The sequence below is a fragment of the Candidatus Williamhamiltonella endosymbiont of Tuberolachnus salignus genome (genome assembly GCF_964019775.1).
GTDB lineage: Bacteria > Pseudomonadota > Gammaproteobacteria > Enterobacterales > Enterobacteriaceae > Hamiltonella > Hamiltonella defendens.
Window position 1 is genome coordinate 1,499,254 of sequence record NZ_OZ026471.1, and the last position, 15,314, is coordinate 1,514,567.

The 15,314-nt window shown below is 46.1% G+C and carries 23 protein-coding genes and 1 pseudogene; 6 read left to right on the plus strand and 18 right to left on the minus strand.

Annotated features, from left to right (window positions below; all coding sequences use genetic code 11):
- Positions 1 to 46: 46 nt before the first annotated feature.
- Positions 47 to 1,165, minus strand: a complete 1,119-nt coding sequence (gene dcm / locus AACL23_RS07465; protein ID WP_422389649.1) for a DNA (cytosine-5-)-methyltransferase — start codon at positions 1,163 to 1,165, stop codon at positions 47 to 49.
- A gap of 71 nt (positions 1,166 to 1,236) precedes the next feature.
- On the opposite strand from dcm, the gene AACL23_RS07470 reads away from it, so the two are divergent.
- Together AACL23_RS07470 and AACL23_RS07475 are read left to right on the plus strand one after the other, a co-directional pair.
- On the plus strand, positions 1,237 to 1,353 hold the full coding sequence (locus AACL23_RS07470; RefSeq protein ID WP_339050374.1) for an autotransporter outer membrane beta-barrel domain-containing protein: 117 nt from the start codon (positions 1,237 to 1,239) through the stop codon (positions 1,351 to 1,353).
- Between the two features lie 455 nt (positions 1,354 to 1,808).
- Positions 1,809 to 2,180, plus strand: a complete 372-nt coding sequence (locus AACL23_RS07475) for a hypothetical protein (protein WP_100097020.1) — start codon at positions 1,809 to 1,811, stop codon at positions 2,178 to 2,180.
- Positions 2,181 to 3,079: 899 nt separating this feature from the next.
- Here AACL23_RS07475 and AACL23_RS07480 read toward each other — a convergent pair.
- The 16 genes and pseudogenes from AACL23_RS07480 to AACL23_RS07555 form a co-directional block, all read right to left on the minus strand.
- Positions 3,080 to 3,652 (minus strand): tyrosine-type recombinase/integrase, encoded by a 573-nt coding sequence (locus AACL23_RS07480; protein WP_339051631.1) that lies wholly within the window; start codon positions 3,650 to 3,652, stop codon positions 3,080 to 3,082.
- Between the two features lie 6 nt (positions 3,653 to 3,658).
- Positions 3,659 to 3,871 (minus strand): annotated as a pseudogene (locus tag AACL23_RS07485) (phage integrase central domain-containing protein); the annotation flags it as partial.
- Between the two features lie 15 nt (positions 3,872 to 3,886).
- A complete protein-coding gene (locus AACL23_RS07490; RefSeq protein ID WP_339050911.1) occupies positions 3,887 to 4,141 on the minus strand; it encodes a phage integrase Arm DNA-binding domain-containing protein in 255 nt (84 codons plus the stop codon).
- Positions 4,116 to 4,343: an excisionase gene (locus tag AACL23_RS07495; protein WP_339050913.1), complete on the minus strand. Its 228-nt coding sequence runs from the start codon at positions 4,341 to 4,343 to the stop codon at positions 4,116 to 4,118. Before AACL23_RS07495 ends, AACL23_RS07490 begins: the two co-directional genes overlap by 26 nt.
- Positions 4,344 to 4,443: 100 nt before the next feature.
- Positions 4,444 to 4,866 carry an antA/AntB antirepressor family protein gene (locus AACL23_RS07500; RefSeq protein ID WP_339050915.1) on the minus strand — a complete coding sequence of 141 codons (423 nt, stop codon included), beginning with the start codon at positions 4,864 to 4,866 and terminating at the stop codon, positions 4,444 to 4,446.
- Positions 4,867 to 4,983: 117 nt separating this feature from the next.
- The gene (locus AACL23_RS07505) at positions 4,984 to 5,262 is read right to left on the minus strand and encodes a hypothetical protein (protein WP_339050967.1); all 279 of its coding nucleotides are present in this window, start codon (positions 5,260 to 5,262) and stop codon (positions 4,984 to 4,986) included.
- 35 nt (positions 5,263 to 5,297) lie between these two features.
- Positions 5,298 to 5,480 (minus strand): hypothetical protein, encoded by a 183-nt coding sequence (locus tag AACL23_RS07510; RefSeq protein ID WP_339049419.1) that lies wholly within the window; start codon positions 5,478 to 5,480, stop codon positions 5,298 to 5,300.
- Positions 5,481 to 5,503: 23 nt separating this feature from the next.
- The gene (locus tag AACL23_RS07515; protein ID WP_339050969.1) at positions 5,504 to 5,812 is read right to left on the minus strand and encodes a hypothetical protein; all 309 of its coding nucleotides are present in this window, start codon (positions 5,810 to 5,812) and stop codon (positions 5,504 to 5,506) included.
- A 111-nt stretch (positions 5,813 to 5,923) separates the two neighbouring features.
- Positions 5,924 to 7,333, minus strand: coding sequence for a DUF935 domain-containing protein (locus tag AACL23_RS07520; protein ID WP_339050971.1), 1,410 nt, complete (start codon positions 7,331 to 7,333; stop codon positions 5,924 to 5,926).
- Positions 7,327 to 8,766 carry a phage terminase large subunit gene (gene terL, locus AACL23_RS07525; RefSeq protein ID WP_339050973.1) on the minus strand — a complete coding sequence of 480 codons (1,440 nt, stop codon included), beginning with the start codon at positions 8,764 to 8,766 and terminating at the stop codon, positions 7,327 to 7,329. Before terL ends, AACL23_RS07520 begins: the two co-directional genes overlap by 7 nt.
- The gene (locus AACL23_RS07530; protein WP_044612367.1) at positions 8,750 to 9,280 is read right to left on the minus strand and encodes a hypothetical protein; all 531 of its coding nucleotides are present in this window, start codon (positions 9,278 to 9,280) and stop codon (positions 8,750 to 8,752) included. Before AACL23_RS07530 ends, terL begins: the two co-directional genes overlap by 17 nt.
- Positions 9,280 to 9,585 (minus strand): hypothetical protein, encoded by a 306-nt coding sequence (locus tag AACL23_RS07535; RefSeq protein WP_339050976.1) that lies wholly within the window; start codon positions 9,583 to 9,585, stop codon positions 9,280 to 9,282. The genes AACL23_RS07530 and AACL23_RS07535 overlap by 1 nt, the downstream gene beginning before the upstream one ends.
- Positions 9,586 to 9,703: 118 nt before the next feature.
- Positions 9,704 to 10,108, minus strand: a complete 405-nt coding sequence (locus AACL23_RS07540) for a 3TM-type holin (RefSeq protein ID WP_100096537.1) — start codon at positions 10,106 to 10,108, stop codon at positions 9,704 to 9,706.
- Complete coding sequence (locus tag AACL23_RS07545; protein WP_339050980.1) at positions 10,108 to 10,593, minus strand: M15 family metallopeptidase; 486 nt, start codon at positions 10,591 to 10,593, stop codon at positions 10,108 to 10,110. Before AACL23_RS07545 ends, AACL23_RS07540 begins: the two co-directional genes overlap by 1 nt.
- Before the next feature lie 190 nt (positions 10,594 to 10,783).
- Positions 10,784 to 11,128, minus strand: coding sequence for a hypothetical protein (locus AACL23_RS07550; protein WP_171967341.1), 345 nt, complete (start codon positions 11,126 to 11,128; stop codon positions 10,784 to 10,786).
- Between the two features lie 379 nt (positions 11,129 to 11,507).
- Positions 11,508 to 11,753 (minus strand): hypothetical protein, encoded by a 246-nt coding sequence (locus tag AACL23_RS07555; RefSeq protein WP_339050982.1) that lies wholly within the window; start codon positions 11,751 to 11,753, stop codon positions 11,508 to 11,510.
- A gap of 280 nt (positions 11,754 to 12,033) precedes the next feature.
- Here AACL23_RS07555 and AACL23_RS07560 point away from each other — a divergent pair, with 280 nt between their 5' ends.
- The 4 genes from AACL23_RS07560 (at position 12,034) to AACL23_RS07575 (ending at position 14,425) form a co-directional block, all read left to right on the plus strand.
- Positions 12,034 to 12,297: an IS630 transposase-related protein gene (locus AACL23_RS07560; RefSeq protein ID WP_202972847.1), complete on the plus strand. Its 264-nt coding sequence runs from the start codon at positions 12,034 to 12,036 to the stop codon at positions 12,295 to 12,297.
- A gap of 98 nt (positions 12,298 to 12,395) precedes the next feature.
- The gene (locus tag AACL23_RS07565) at positions 12,396 to 12,752 is read left to right on the plus strand and encodes a hypothetical protein (protein ID WP_339050984.1); all 357 of its coding nucleotides are present in this window, start codon (positions 12,396 to 12,398) and stop codon (positions 12,750 to 12,752) included.
- A 158-nt stretch (positions 12,753 to 12,910) separates the two neighbouring features.
- Positions 12,911 to 13,111: a hypothetical protein gene (locus tag AACL23_RS07570; RefSeq protein ID WP_339050986.1), complete on the plus strand. Its 201-nt coding sequence runs from the start codon at positions 12,911 to 12,913 to the stop codon at positions 13,109 to 13,111.
- Between the two features lie 168 nt (positions 13,112 to 13,279).
- On the plus strand, positions 13,280 to 14,425 hold the full coding sequence (locus AACL23_RS07575) for a site-specific integrase (RefSeq protein WP_339050988.1): 1,146 nt from the start codon (positions 13,280 to 13,282) through the stop codon (positions 14,423 to 14,425).
- Positions 14,426 to 14,871: 446 nt separating this feature from the next.
- On the opposite strand, the gene AACL23_RS07580 is transcribed toward AACL23_RS07575, so the two are convergent.
- Entirely contained in the window at positions 14,872 to 15,312 is a 441-nt protein-coding gene (locus AACL23_RS07580) for a tail fiber assembly protein (RefSeq protein WP_215231430.1), read from the minus strand.
- Positions 15,313 to 15,314 lie beyond the last annotated feature (2 nt).

The window sequence follows — 15,314 nt, forward strand, 5'->3', positions numbered from 1 at the left end:
GCCCATGCCTGACCTCATCCGGCTACGTGTCGCGGGGTCTACTACGTCAACCATCAGGAAAACAGGGGCAATGCATCTGCGCCCGCACGTGGGGCGTCATGATGCGGGCGACTTCCTGCATGACCGGCATGACGACGCTATTGCCGAACTGACGGTAAGCCTGTGTATCACTGACAGGTATCTGGAAAGCGTCAGGGAAGCCCATCAGGCGGGCGCATTCACGTGGCGTCAGGCGTCTCGGCCGGTTGTTGCTGCCCTGCCATACCAGGATTTCTGACCCGTCCTTGTGATACCGGGCTGACAGTGTGCGTGTCACACTGTCGGGATAGGCCATACCAAAGCCGAACCCATTGCCGGCGGCGCGGTGCTTGTCTGCATAGGTCTGAAGGTAGGCCCACAGGTTGGGCGTCAACGTGTATCGGAGCGGCACGGCCCGCCTGTCGTGATCGAAAAAGCGCTCTCCATCCCAGGGGAGCACCGGCTCTGTGCCATCCGTCCTGTGCAGAATTGACGCAAGGCGCGGACCTTCTTCCGGTAGTTTCAGGTCATCCCATGAGAAGCCCGTTTTTTCGCGGAAACCGACGATGATGATTCGTTCGCGATGCTGCGGTGTGAAGTGCTGCCCGTCGATTACCCTGTAATGCACATCATAGCCCAGCTCGTCCCTGAGCGTTTGCAGGATGACGTTGAAGGTGTGGCCCTTGTTGTGTGAAAGCAGGTTCTTGACGTTTTCCAGCAGGAACGCCCTGGGGCGTCTGGTGGCGATGATACGGGCCACGTCAAAGAACAGGGTTCCCTGCGTGGTGCATTCGAAACCATGTGGGCGGCCCAGCGAATTCTTTTTGCTGACGCCCGCAATACTGAACGGCTGGCAGGGGAACCCGGCGAGCAGTACATCATGGTCCGGCACGTCCTCTGCCGGATATGGAACGATGTCACCCACAAACGGATGAGGGGCGCCGTAGTTCTGAATGTAGGTCTTTTTCGAGAACCTGTTCCATTCGCTGGTAAAAACGCATTCACCGCCCTGAGCATCGAAGCCCATACGGATGCCGCCAATGCCGGCGAACAGGTCAATGAAGCGGAAGCGGGGGCTCACTTTTTTTGTGCGGGCGGCGGGTTGTTGCAGCAGGTCGCGCAACACGGGTTCGAGCATGGGTTGCATGAACCTGCTGCGCGCCTGTTTCAGGCGTTCTGGCGGCTGGGTATGTCTCATATCTTGCTCTCTGGGAATGTGTGCGGACATTAATCCGTGCGCGTTTAGATGTATGGGGAGATGTGGCTCAACAAACTGGGGAAAAAAGTACGCAAGACACCGGAGGTACCATCGGGGTCAAATATCATTTTCAATGACCACCGTGCCCAACTGCTTATATGATAAGGGCGTCTGGCGGGAAGGAAGTTTAAGAAAGGAAAGTGACTGGAAAATAAAAGATTGAAAAAAGCACTGAATGTGCTGATTTTGAGCAAAATCACAGGTCATAATAAAATTTAAGGTATTGTTAAATCACACTTTAAATATCGTGTTTTGTGGAGTTTTATGGTTTTTTGTTGTCTATTTTTTAACCTAAAAATTATTCATCTAATTGAATTGATTTTAAATGAATTGCTTTTTAAATTTTGTCTTCCAGGATCTGGAATAATTTTAATCTTTTACTTAATGGGTATTATTTTTCTATGAAAAGTAAAAAAACGGGTATTTTTTGCACTCATTTTCGGGCGATTGACAAATTTTTATTACGGACTAGATTCCATAGTGTAATCCTCATAAGTAACATTAAAAATCTTATAAACGGAAGGAGTGTAAAATGAGACTTTCTCTAAAATCAGATTCAAAGAAGTTGCAGAATAAATTATTCGAATATGAACGAGATGAACAAATATCCAATATCGAAGTTCTGGAGATGACTCAGTTGGCTGATGAATCCATGGATAAGGTTGAGGCTAAATATTTAACTGAGAGTAAAGACATTATTCAAAAATCTGTTGATGATATTTCTCAGGCTTTGCAAAAAATGGCGATTGCAATTGAAAAAAACAAACCCTCACAAGAAGATAGTGATAACTTAAACGAGGCAATACAGTTTCAATTAGCTCAGTTGATTGTGAATTACAACCGTACTGTTGGTAAAGTTAAGTTTAAAACTGGATTTTTAAAGTACTTTAAAAAAGACAGTTAGGAAATAACCCCCTGACGAAGAACTTTGTTCGGTTAGCCTGCGCCAGAAGCTCTTTTAACTGAGAAGATTCGCCCTTTTTTTGAAGAAATAATTTGAACCAGTTTCTATTTAATCTCAAGCTTAAAGAAGAAGTTACTTGTGAATATTTTCAGATCATCTGAAAAAAACAGGATCTAGAAAGGCGAAATTCTTCAATCAAAAATCTGATTAACTTAATAAAAATATTTATTCAGCGCCTCTCTAATGATGGCGTCGACATTCTTTGGTTCAATTTCTAAACGTTTGTTAAATAAGGATTTATCTTCAATTGCTCACAATAGACGCTGAGGAAGTGATGTTGTAGTTCTCGCCATCTCATTTTCATATCCCTGTCCCTGTCCTTTTTTTCTTCCATGGCGGAAAAAGCGTTACGTTTATAGGGAGATGGGGTGTTAATAATGTATGTCCACGATAAAAATAGTCGCCCCCATCTTGAGTGGGCCCTGGGTACAGCATCATGCTGGAAGGGAGTGCGAAAAAGGGGGGATGAGGAAAAAATTACAGATTAAAAAAAGTCCCTGAAAAAAACAGACCATCTTCTCCTGGTTTTTGAGCCAAATCACAGGTCATAATAAAATTTAACTCATTGTTAAATAACACTTTAAATATCGCCTTTTATCCCATTTTATGGTCTTTTACTGCCTGTTTTTTAATCAAAAAATAAGTTATATAATTGATTTTAAATGAATTATTTTTAACAAGTTTGTATTTCAGGATCGAATATGATATATTTTATTTACTATAAACATCAACACATTAAAATAGAAAAGTCACAATAAATCACAGTTCAGTCATAATTTATTATTTATATCTGTCTTTTTTAGAATTTAAATCAAACCCCAAAAAATTAAAAAAGAAATTTAAATCATATCCCATTCACTGCCTCTGCTGTCTCGATATTTGTCTGTCATATTGGCCGATTTGTGGCCCAATAATTTCTGGGCAAACTCTTTACCTCTCTCTTCACTGTGTAATCTCGCCGATAAACTTCTGATTTCATGAAATGAAGGCGGTGTTTTTCCTTCCCATTTTAAATCTGATTTTTTTCTTAATTCTTTAAATCCGACCGATAAGCGAGCATATTCAGGGTTATTTTTCCCCTCTTTAATTAAAACATATTTTTCTCCTCCTATCTTTTTTCGACATTCGTTGAGAATGCCTTCAAACGTCTCTTGAATCGCTCCCAAACTTAACGTTAATGGTATCGCTAATTTCATCCCTGTTTTTTCTTGTTGCAGCCACCACTTCCCATCATGAATGTCTTGCCACTGCATTTGTTGGATATCTCCGAGTCTTTGGCCTGTCAGTAACGCTAAATTCATGCCTAATTTGACACAAGTTGAGCGGGGATGGCTGCACTGCCTTATCAATAAAAATTCCTCTAAAGATAAGCGGGTTCTTTGTATCTGTACGCGAGGCGTCTTTGTCGGCACTGCCGGATTGGTTTCTAAATGCCCTTCTGCGATTGCTCCATTGAAAAGGTCAATCAGTACGCCGCGCATTAATTTTGCCGTGGCGGTTTTTCCCTGCTCAGGGTAACTGTTCAAAAATTCTGCCATCTCTTTCGTGGTGACTTTTTTAATCTCTTTGTCACCAAAAGTATTGTTGATGGCTTTTAATCTTACACGGTAATCTTTCAGTGTGTTGGGACGAAGCCCGCGTTGCTGTCATTTTTTTGTAAATTGTTCCATCCATTCTGTCATCGAGAGCGCCTTCACTTCGTTGATTCTGTCGGTCAGGCTCACAGGGGCGTCACAAATCTGCCGATTGGCGGAAATGGCTTCATTGATGGCCATTCGCTTTTCCTTTCCTAATCCATATTCTTTCCCCGTCCTTGGGTCTCGGTAGCAGTAATAGCCGTTGTTGCGAACGTAGAGATTCGGGGGCAGGTCCCGATTAGCCGTTTTTCTTTTGCGGGCCATGTATTTTTTCCATGAGGGTTTGTCCAGTGTGATATTTGACGCTGAGGGGGTTGATTTTGATGGCATTGGCTTGAACGAGGTATTCCCTGCCATCGAGACGAGGAGCGGGGTAGATGATGCCCGTGCGGACCCATCGACGGACTTGTTCGATGCAACGGGGGCGAGGCTGTTTTTGATTCCACTCTTTAAGCGTGATTTCCATGGGGTGTTTCCTTTAAAATTGAGATAAAAAAACCCCATTCATTCGAATGAGGCGAGATTGAGGGCGAGGTAAATTTGCCAAAAAAGAACCAAGGTGTGGGTCAGGACAGGATTTCGTTCAACCTGTTTTCAAGAGCGCGCACTTTGTCGTTATAGGTCAGCAGAAGGTGACGTAATTCGGCAGGGTCGTGGATGGACTCAAACGGCTCTTTATCTACATTCATCAAATATTCCCGTAATTCGTGACCTTTTTCGGTACGTGTCAGCATCGCCATCTCTTTCGCTTTCTCCAGGGTGAGGACATAGTCTTTGAACGGGCGTCCGGCATGAGGTCCCGAATGGGTAAAAACGAGATAGTCTGTATTGTCGACCCATTCATATTTTTTGATGTACTGTTTCATCCAGGTTGAAAACGAGAGCCGCACTTCCAAAAAGTGATAAAGGTCACGGGCATTGACCGTTTGAACCGTTTCTCCATTGATGAGGCGCGCTTTGATGGCAATCAGGGGATGTGTTTGAGACATAGTCCAGTCCTTATCAGTCAATAGGCAATGTCTACGGCCGATGAATGAGGCCGTATGAAGGGCGAAAAGACCCCGCCCGATAAAAGGTGAGAGTAAAAAGTCAAAAAAAGGCGAGGTTTAAGTCGTCTGGCCTCGGTGAAGAAATTGCGTTAATTCACGCTGTTGCCACTTTTCCAGGGTCGATGCCAAGGTGTGTTCGGTGTGATGTGCCGCCGCTTCCAGTAAAGCGTTCATTTCCGAAATGACGTTATCGGCGTCTTCAGCCATCCACAATGCCTTGCAGGTGAATTCACTGTCTGGGGAAGAAGAGAGGGCCCATCCTGTCGGTTGACGTGCAAACAGGTCTATCAGTACGGCTAGACAGGTCCAACGATTCCCTGCCCAGAGATAGGTCACATCTGATGAGGGGCAGCCACAGAAAACTGACGCGCTCACACGTCAGGAATAGCCTGATGTTCCTGTCTCGCCTTTTTATATTGATGAGTCGCTGGCTGATGGCTGACCCGTTCCAACTGACGCATGACTCTCGTTGCCCGATAGCGACTTGGCGGAATACCCCGTTCTGATACCATGGCAGACATCGTTCTTGCTCCTGACGTACCTGAGCTTGTCACTGCATGGCTCTTCTTAAGTTTCTCTACTCACGGGAAGTGTTCAGGAACTCTGACATTAAGAGAGATGAAGCCTTTTTGAGGATATCTTTCTCCCGTTCAACCTTGCGGAGTTTGGCTTCCCGCTCTTGAATCCGTTGTTGGTCTGCTGTCATTGTTTTACCCTGGGAAATAGTTTGTCCTCTTTTTTCGCTCATTGACCGCCTCACCCCATCACGGAGGGCGATGATACTCACGCCCATGGCTTCACTGCCTTGACGAAACGGGTAATTTTGTTCGATAACCAGATGGGCTACTTCGCGTTTCAATTCTGGTTTAAATGTTGGCTGAGACATTTTCTTGTACTTCCTTTGTTCAGTAACGCTTTCGGGATTAATTTACTGTCTGAATTCATTAAGCCAGAACAAGGCCAACGTGCCAGTTATGCAAATATTCCGCCCCCGGGTCTACCGGCGCAAAGGTGCGCTGGGGGTCATCTGGGGTTCCCAATCCATCAACATCTCCGATGCCAATAAATCTATTTCATCCGCCTGGCTTCTGTTGATAGCCCTGTTTGAACAGGCACAGCCCTGTGCGCGGTTTGTTGCGGAGGCTTGAGCGGCGGTTGTAGAGACACTCAATAAATCCGCCTCTTTCGCCGGCTCTGAGAGCCCCAGCTTGGTTCTGACTTCTGACGCCGAGACTTTCAGACCCAAGGGCACCAGCTTTTCTAAATTCGCCGCCAAGGCCGTCACGTCTTCCTTTTCAGGGAGAGTGATCATGACACGCGGGTAAACGGCTTGAGGGCCATAATTAATATCAATATAGGGCCGGATCAGGTCAGGGTTGAGGGTATTGGCCAGTTGCCTGGCATCTGCGGCAATAATGTCTTGCCGTACGGCTTCCTGCGACGCTTCATTGCCTAATTTCCCCGGCGTGCCTTCCGTGGTCGCCGTTTGACCCAATACGGCCTTGGAGATTTGCCGGTCAATCCATTCGACCATACGGGAAAAGACTTCAGAGGCCCCGGACGCCTGCGCGACCTGCTGAAATTCAATCACCATGGAATCAGGCAGGATGGCCGCCGCATCAGAGCCTATATTGGCCACCGCCGTTTTTAATACTTTTTTATCTTCTTCACTGGCTGACGGGCCATATTTGCCTAACCGGAGCGGAATACCGTAACTCTCAAGGAATCCGAGCCAGTCTTTCATGCCATACATCTTGCAGAGATAGGAAAAGGCCACCAGTCGGGCTAACCCCCCACGAAGCGTCAAGCCTGATTTCAATCGCGGTTGATGCACAATAAACTTATAAGGGGGCATCGACAGGCCATGAATGGGGTCGGCTTCGTCCACAATGCGCATGTCTTCAGGATGTTCAGGATGAAACAGGAAGAAACGCGGATCGCGCCAGCGGTATGCTTTCGGTTCCCACTTCACACCCGTTCTATCCCACATAATTTCATTGACACTATAGCCCTTACCGAGGGCGTCCAAGGCATTGTCTACCAGGTCGCCAAAGTCAGGGGCCTCCATCAGGCGGTGAATGTCTTGTGCACATTGTTGTGCCCGGCTGTCTTCGCCCCCGGCAACGACGGTGACCGGTAAACTGGCCACCGCCATCTTGCGGGTACGCAACACGCTGGAATAATGCGGGTCACGTTCTTCCATTTCTTCAGCCAGGGTCAAATACGCCTCCGTATCCCCTTCCGCTGCGGATTTCAAGAGATTGGCCAATCGTTGTGGGGTTAAGCCACTGGCGACCGAACCCCTCCCCCAGAGATGACGAACAGCGGTAGGCCCCGCCAGTTCTAATGATAATGTTTGGGTCTCCTGCTTTTTCTGCGATTTCTTGTTTCGAACCATCTCTACCATGCTCCTTGACGTTTGAAGCGATGACCGCCGTCTTTGACGGGGCTGTAGCCGTAACTTTGTTGCTGATTGCTCACCCAGCCCAAGAATTGGCTGGTGCTGTCGATTTGGTCGTCATGCTCTGCCCGCGGGAAAGTGAATAGCTCTTTCTCAAAATCCAGTAACCAGGCGGCTGAATCAGGAATAAAGACCTTGCCCGCTTCAAATCTCGCAGACTGGGCAGACATGCGGGTCAGCTTGTCCTGTTCAGGGGTGATGGCAATGATGGGGAGTGGGGTACTTGCCTTTAACTCTTGAATCAAAGATTGACCACTGGCTTTGTCCTCAATCAAAATCGCATTCGGGTGCCATTTTTCAGCCAGGCTCTTCACTGCCGACTTTAAACGCGGATATTCCACCCGGTCACGCCACACCTCCAGCAAGTAATAGGCCAGTTGGGTTTCTGCCCATGTGGTACACACAGACGGGTCATTAATTTGATTAGGCTTGTAGGCGGTATCCCATGATTGAACAATTCGGACAGGGTGAGCCGGAGGCGTTTTATAACGATGGACCCACGGCTTTTTAATCATGCCCCCTTCAGCCGGGACCGGTTCCTGCTGGTATTGACCCGAGAAGCCATAAGTGCCTAATGCTGTCTGGGTCTTGGCGATTTCAGGTTTCCCTTCCCGTTCTGGATGCAGAAGTTCACCCGGGCTTCGGGTTTTACGGATACGGCCAAAGTCAATCATCGTCCTGCTGTCTGCGATGGCCGGAATTTTGACATGTTCCCAGCCCCCTTGGGCGAGTAAGTGGCCAGACAGGTCTTTTTCATGAAGCCGCTGCATGACGACCACAATGACGCCGTTTTTCTTGTCGTTTAAACGGCTGTAGAAAGTCTGGTCAAACCATTCCAAGGTTTTTTCTCTTTCTGTTGGGCTTTCCGCTTGTCGTGGATTGTGCGGATCGTCCACAATCAGAAAATCCCCCCCTTCCCCCGTCGCGGTGCCGCCGGTACTGGTGGCTATTCTGTGCCCCCGTGCCGTGGTCACAAATTTGGATTTTTCATTCTGGTCCCTGACCAGTTGAATCTGTGGGAAGACTTTCCTGTACCAGGCGCTTTGAACCACTAAACGACAATCCACACTGTGTTTCAGGGCTAATTTATCTGAATAACTGGAGGCTAAAAACGTTGAACTGGGCGCATGACCCAATACCCATGCGGGCCAGGCGACAGACACGGCGATGGATTTCAGATAGCGCGGCGGTATATTGATGATCAACCGTTTTATGTCACGGTCAGTACAGGCCTTCAGGTATTCCGCTATCAGGTCAACGTGCCAGTTATGCAAATATTGAGCACCGGGGTCTACCGTCGCAAAGGTGCGTTGAATGAAGCTGGAGAGGTCATCACGTAACATCGCCTCATAGAATTGGGCTTTATTGGGTACGTGCATGGAGATATCGCTCTATAATCACGTCATCCACCTCAGACAGGGGGATACGGTCATTTGTTGCTGGGTCATCCAGTCCCCGAATACGGCGGATCACTTCCACATTATGGCGGTTGGTTTCTGTCAATACTTTCAGGTTGCGGGCATCCTGAACGATCAAATGGAGGTACTGTTTCTCTTCAGCCAACCTTTTCAATGCCTTATTGGCGATTTCCAGCGCTAACCGGGCATTCTCCAAACCGGTGCCCATGTCCTTGATGTCTTCAATGGCCGCCGCATCAATCGCTTTAACCACCGCTTCGGGTTGGTTGGCGACTTCGGGGGCGGGTTTACCGGCAAAGTGGGCTTTGACGCGTTCTCGCTTGACCATGCTCCCGTCACGAACCCAACCGTATTGCTTTGCTCTACGGCGAATCGTGCCCTCAGAGGTACCAAACTCCGTGGCCATTTTGCGTAACGACTGCAACCCGGCACGGTACTCGGTTTCGACACCCAGCCAGTCAATGATGTTAGCCATCACTGACCGTCCATTCTTCGTTCAATCAATCTGTCCAATTTGGCATTGATGGCCCGTAGGTCTTGCCTGATTTCGTTTCGGGTTGAGTCAACATGGTTTTCAAGACGCTTATGGTTTTGGGCGAGAAATTCGATGCTTTGCGCGTTTTGTTCAACGCGTTTATCTATCGTTAAGGCCCATGAAAATAAAGACAGGGCAATCACCAGGGTGCTGATGATGTGGCCGATACTCACGGTCTTATCTAAGTGCCACTCGCGGCGGCCATTGGGTGGATTCATTCTATAACCCTTTATGTGATATCGCATTCACGGAGGCGGCTAACGCTGGGTGTTTTCTTCGGCAATCTCCGTTTTTGCTCAATAGAATCGGTCAGCCGTCTTGCCCTCATCAGGCCGCTGCCACGGTGGCTTTTTCAATCATGACCTAGTCCTTACGCATGAGTTCAGTGAGTTTAGGAATGATTTTTTCAGCACTGCGACCCACGACATACCCCCCCAGGCCAATTTGAAGCAATGTCCATGCTTCCTGTGCCAATCTGAATTCTGTCAGGCCGAATGTATCCGCCACCACCAGACCGAGGAAAGTCAACATGGTGAGGGGTCTCCAATTGCGCTGCATCCAGCTTGCCCCCTGTGCTTCAGCGGCGATGACTTTTGTCTTGGTTTCAACAAGACGGGCTTCATAATTTAACATCTGTGCCGCCATAGCACTTTGCATTTCAAACAGCCTGGATTTCACTTGAAGGCGCTCTTCGTCGCTGGTGTGCATTTCATCAATTAACTGTGTGACGGGCTGAACCAGCCCGGATAAAAAAGGCCATACCGCCATTATGAGGCCTCCTCCAGGCATTCATTGTCGGGAAAGTCTGACGAGGAAAGCTCAAAGTGGGGGCCATCCATGAACGGCTTTTTACCCACCGCTTTTTTACGCTCTATGTACGCGATAACTGCGTCACTTAAATGGTCTTCATCGTTAATGCAACTCCAACACGCCCCCCAGTAAACACGAATTCCGAGTTCTTCCGCGGCGTGCTTCATCGCGTCCGCTATCTTGTAATACAACGGCCAATCCCAACGAACTGAGCCATCTAAACAAGCCCCCAAGTCAACGGCGTGACCGGTTAAGTGGCGGCTATTCATTGTTTTGGAAGCGCCCTTGGCCAAGAGGGTTTTCTGGCGTTCGACTGTTCTGACGCCTTCCAGCACAGTAAAATCAATACGGGTGATTTGGATAGCCCGTTCAACCACACACACAAGGTCAGGGTGAACCCCTTCCAGACGTTGGCGTGAGCGGGGGCCTAATTTGTAAGCCATAACGTTACCTCGTTTCAGGTCTTCTGATAACGCGGTAGCTTGGGGATAAACGTTGTCAAAGTTCAGATGAAATGTTTCACCTAATGGGGAGGGGAATGAACAGGTTAAGAAGAATTTTGACGGTTTTTGGCGTCTGATGAAACGATATCAAGAGTCGAAGCCTTGATGGCCGCCAGCACACCAACGGTGACTAAGCGGCCAGTCTGGCGATATTCAGGACCTGGCGAGACGTCAGGCCATACTTTAACGCGAGAATGTTAGCCCGATTCTCTTTTTCAGGTGTCATGCTGTGATATTCGCGGCTGATGATGTCATTCCTCACCTGTCGAAAGACTTTTTTACAGGGGACTTCTATCACATCGCCGCAATAGTAGTCACACAGCTTCTGTGCGGTGTTGGCCCCAAGGACCAGGCTGAACGGGTGGTCCTCTGCCACCTTGGCGGGCACGTATAAACGTGCGCCACCCATTAATTGCCCTAACTTCACCGCCATATCGGGGCCGATGACTTCGGCGATTTCGTGCAATACATTCATACTGCTTTCTCCATTGCGTCATCCGGTTCAGGTTGCGTCATTCGATGCGTCACAGCGTATTTTTTATAAAACTTTTAGAATCAATAAAATATTCTTCATCAGTTTCCAAGGTGACCCTGAGGAGACGCCAGCAGTTTTAGAAGCGACAGGTTTAAACGCCTTGTTTTATAAGGGTTTCGCTTGTTTTAGAGATACCAAGGTGACGGGTGACGCTTATTTTTTAAAAGTATATATATACATTTATTTTTAAGTATTTTATTTTTGTACGCATTAGTAAAAAACAGGCGTCTCCCGTCACCTTTTTCTAAAAAACCCCTTTATTTGAAAGGATTTATTAAGGTGACGGCTATCTTAAAAAAGCGTCACCTTGGCGTCACCTTTAGTCCTCGCATTGCTTTACAGACTCCCTGATTTCCTTGTTATCAAGCTTTTTCCCTTTTACGAGCTGCCATGATCGACGTACTTCACCTTCAATCTTCAGCCTAATAGGCCCAGTTGCGTGATGCTGTAGGAGTTTGGTCAACTGGGTTTCATTAATTTCTATAAATTGATCTTTATCGGATAACTTTCTCAGCTCTCGAATAATCTGCTGAAAAGTCATTGCAGGGTAAGGAGGATTCTCCATCAGTTCCAAAGGTCACATCTAGGGGTAGTAGCACCCTCTTGTCAGAATCTTTTCTAACTCTATGTATAATAATGATATTTTTATTAAAAGGTAACAGGAGTAAGTAGGTAACACCCCCATTTAAAAACTATATATAAATATATATAGTTTTTAAGTTATATTTTTATATAAATTAATAAAATTAGGTGTTACCTGTTACTTTTATCATCCATTAGATTGATTTTACTTGTTTATGTTATAGCTTAACGAAATAAATTTAATGATTTCGAAAGGGAGAGAGATGAGTCATTCAGTTGATTTTCGCCGTCACGTGCTGAATGTAAGAGAAAAAGAAAAGTGGAGCATAAGAGAAACGGCAAAACGCTTTCACATCGGTGCCACTTCGATTACCCGCTGGCTGAAGCGAATTGAAAAGAACCCCTCTTCCCCCCGGCAGCGTAAAATAGATAAAGCGGCTTTACTCAAGGATGTTGAGCGTTACCCGGATGCTTACCAGCATGAAAGGGGTAAACGTTTCGGGGGGTGTACCAAAGCCATTTGGTAGGCCCTGAAACATTTGGGCGTCACCTATAAAAAAACCCCTCAATCATCCCAAGGCCAACGAAGATATGAGGCAAGCCTTCCAAAACAAGATAGCTGACTATGAAAAACCGCGAAAATCAGTCGTTTACCTGGATGAAAGCGGCTTTGCCCATGATATGCCGCGTTGATATGGCTATGCCCCACGGGGTCAACGCTGTTTCGGTCAACATAATTGGCAGGCAAAGGGGCGAACCAATGTGCATCGGTGCGTTACTGGGAAAAGCGCTGATGGCGGTGGGATTGTTCATGTGTTCTGTGAATAGTGATGTGTTTCACGCTGGGGTCATTCAGATACTTCTGCCGAGTTTGCCCCCCGACTCTGTGGTGGTCATGGATAATGCGACCTTCCACAAACGTTTGGACACTCAAAAAGTGATCGATGACGCGGGGCATATCATTGAATATCTATCCTATTGAGCATAAATGGGCAGAAGCAAAAAGCAAAAGAAGAGCGGTCAATTGCAGTATCGATGCTTTATTTTCTCATTACATGACGTAACCGAAATTATTTCGTTCAGCTATATACAGACGATAAAGGCGCTTTTGAAACAGTTCACGATACCAAGCTGGACGCCTTGGAAGAAATGATTCAAGAAGCGGCTGGCCAACCTGTGCTGGTTGCCTACAACTACCAATCAGATTTAGCGCGAATCAAAGTGAGATTCCCCAAGGCTGAACCTATTGGCCATGCCGCTGACACGATTGACCGTTGGAATACTGGAAAAATCCCCCTCCTCAACGCGGCAAGAGGCAGCGAAAATAATAGGAATAAGTGAAGACACTCTGACTAATTGGTGCAAGCTGGGGATCATTAGTTATCAACGCAAAAATCCGTACAAAAAGAAATCACCTTATTTATTTACAAAAGAAGCTTGTATTGAAGCCGTTAAAAATTCGATCAATACTCTCGCTGAGAGCGAGATTGATGTCAGCAGGAGTAAAAAATGTCAATCTTCAAACGTGGTAAAATTTGGTACGGCAGTTACACAACACCGTGCGGAAAAAGAATTAAGGAATCACTTGGCACAGAGGACAAAAAACAAGCTCAGGAGTTACACGACAAACGAAAAGCTGAATTATGGAGAATAGCAAAGTTAGATGATTTTCCTAATGTCACATTTGACGAAGCCTGCTTGAGATGGATTGAAGAGAAGGCTAACAAGAAATCTTTAGACGATGACAAGGGTAGACTTGGTTTTTGGCTACTGTATTTCAGCGGTACCCGATTAAAAGATATGACAGAAGCAAAAATATATAGTGCTATTAGCAAAATGAAAAATAGGCAGGAACAATTAAGATGGAAAAGTAGAGTTAATTCAGCAAAAAGAAAAGGAATAGAAATACCCGCTTATCAAGCGAAAGAAGTTTCTATAGCAACAAAAGCTAAGCATTTGGCACTACTTAAATCAATGATGAGATCTGCTGAAAGAGATTGGAAATGGATAGAAAAATCACCGGTTATTAAGGTTCCATCGGCTAGAGAAAAACGTATTAGATGGTTAGAACCGGATGAAGCAGAAAGATTAATCAATGAATGTCCTGAACCCCTTAGATCGACGGTTGAATTTGCGCTGGCAACCGGGTTACGTCGTTCAAATATCATTAATTTAGCGTGGTCACAAATTGATATGCAAAGAAAAGTTGCCTGGATAGAGCCAGAAAGCAGCAAATCGGGAAAAGCTATAGGTGTGGCTCTAAACGATACGGCTTGCCGTACTCTGACGCGACAATTGGGTAATCATCAAAAATGGGTATTCGTACATACAATGTCAGCAAAGCGATCTGATGGCTCACAAACAAATTCGATTAGAAAAATGCGTGTCGATTCTAATACGGCATGGAGAGCGGCATTAAAACGAGCCGGAATAGAAAATTTTCGTTTTCATGATCTGAGACATACTTGGGCAAGTTGGCTGATACAATCAGGTGTTCCACTCTCTGTTTTGCAGGAAATGGGCGGCTGGGAATCTATCGAAATGGTACGTCGTTACGCACACCTTTCGCCCAGCCACCTGACTGAGCATGCCAAGAAAATTGACGAGGCGTTGGCAAACGATGTCACTAATCTGGCACTTTTAAATAATTCCTAGGAGACAAAGCTACGTAACCCCTTGATTTTATTGGTACGCCCTACTGGATTCGAACCAGTGACCTACGGCTTAGAAGTGAGTAGCTTCACCTTATAATTCATTGATATACCCCATCTTTCCTCGCTCTCACGTCAAAAGATGCTTTCAGAAACGTACAGATAATCCATCATACTTGCGGATACTTGTCCCAAATCCGTCCCACTAAATAAATATAGCTAAGCGTCTTTGTACTAATCACATTAAAAAAGTTATTTTTCAAGTTATACAGAATAATTTGCTAAACAACCATTAAGTCTTTTAGCTCTGTGTTGAATTTCCAATTTTTGGATTAACTAATCCAAAACCGCCCTAACCATTCGTTTAACCACCAAGAAATTTTTATGGCTAAGTTAGTCGCACTTAACAACACACTCAATCACTAAGATAATATCTTTATGATGCAGTTATTACGGTTTCTTAGGCCAATCAATATCCGGCGCGTTTGAGGTATCGAGACGATTAAGCAGTACTCGATATCGCTTCCATGCTGTCAATTTTTGCGTCTCTTCTTGCGTTGCCATCTCCAAATCAATCGCATCTTGCAAAGGGGAAATAACCTCTCTTGCACCCTGCATTAGCCCGCTTTTTTTATCTTCAGCCTCTGTGATTAATTGATGCTTTGTTTTAGGCGGAATATCTACCCAAATTGGGTCACCCTTTTCACTGATCCCTAACGTTTTACCGATAGGGGCTGGATTAAGCGCAAATTCACGATAAACGCTGTAGGGGACTGCTTTGGCTTTATCATCCCAGCTACCCGCTTCGATATAATCCTTTTTCATTGAACCGGCGAACCAGGCTAATTTTCTCTGACCAAAATAATAAGTTTCTTCGTTTACTGAATTCATGA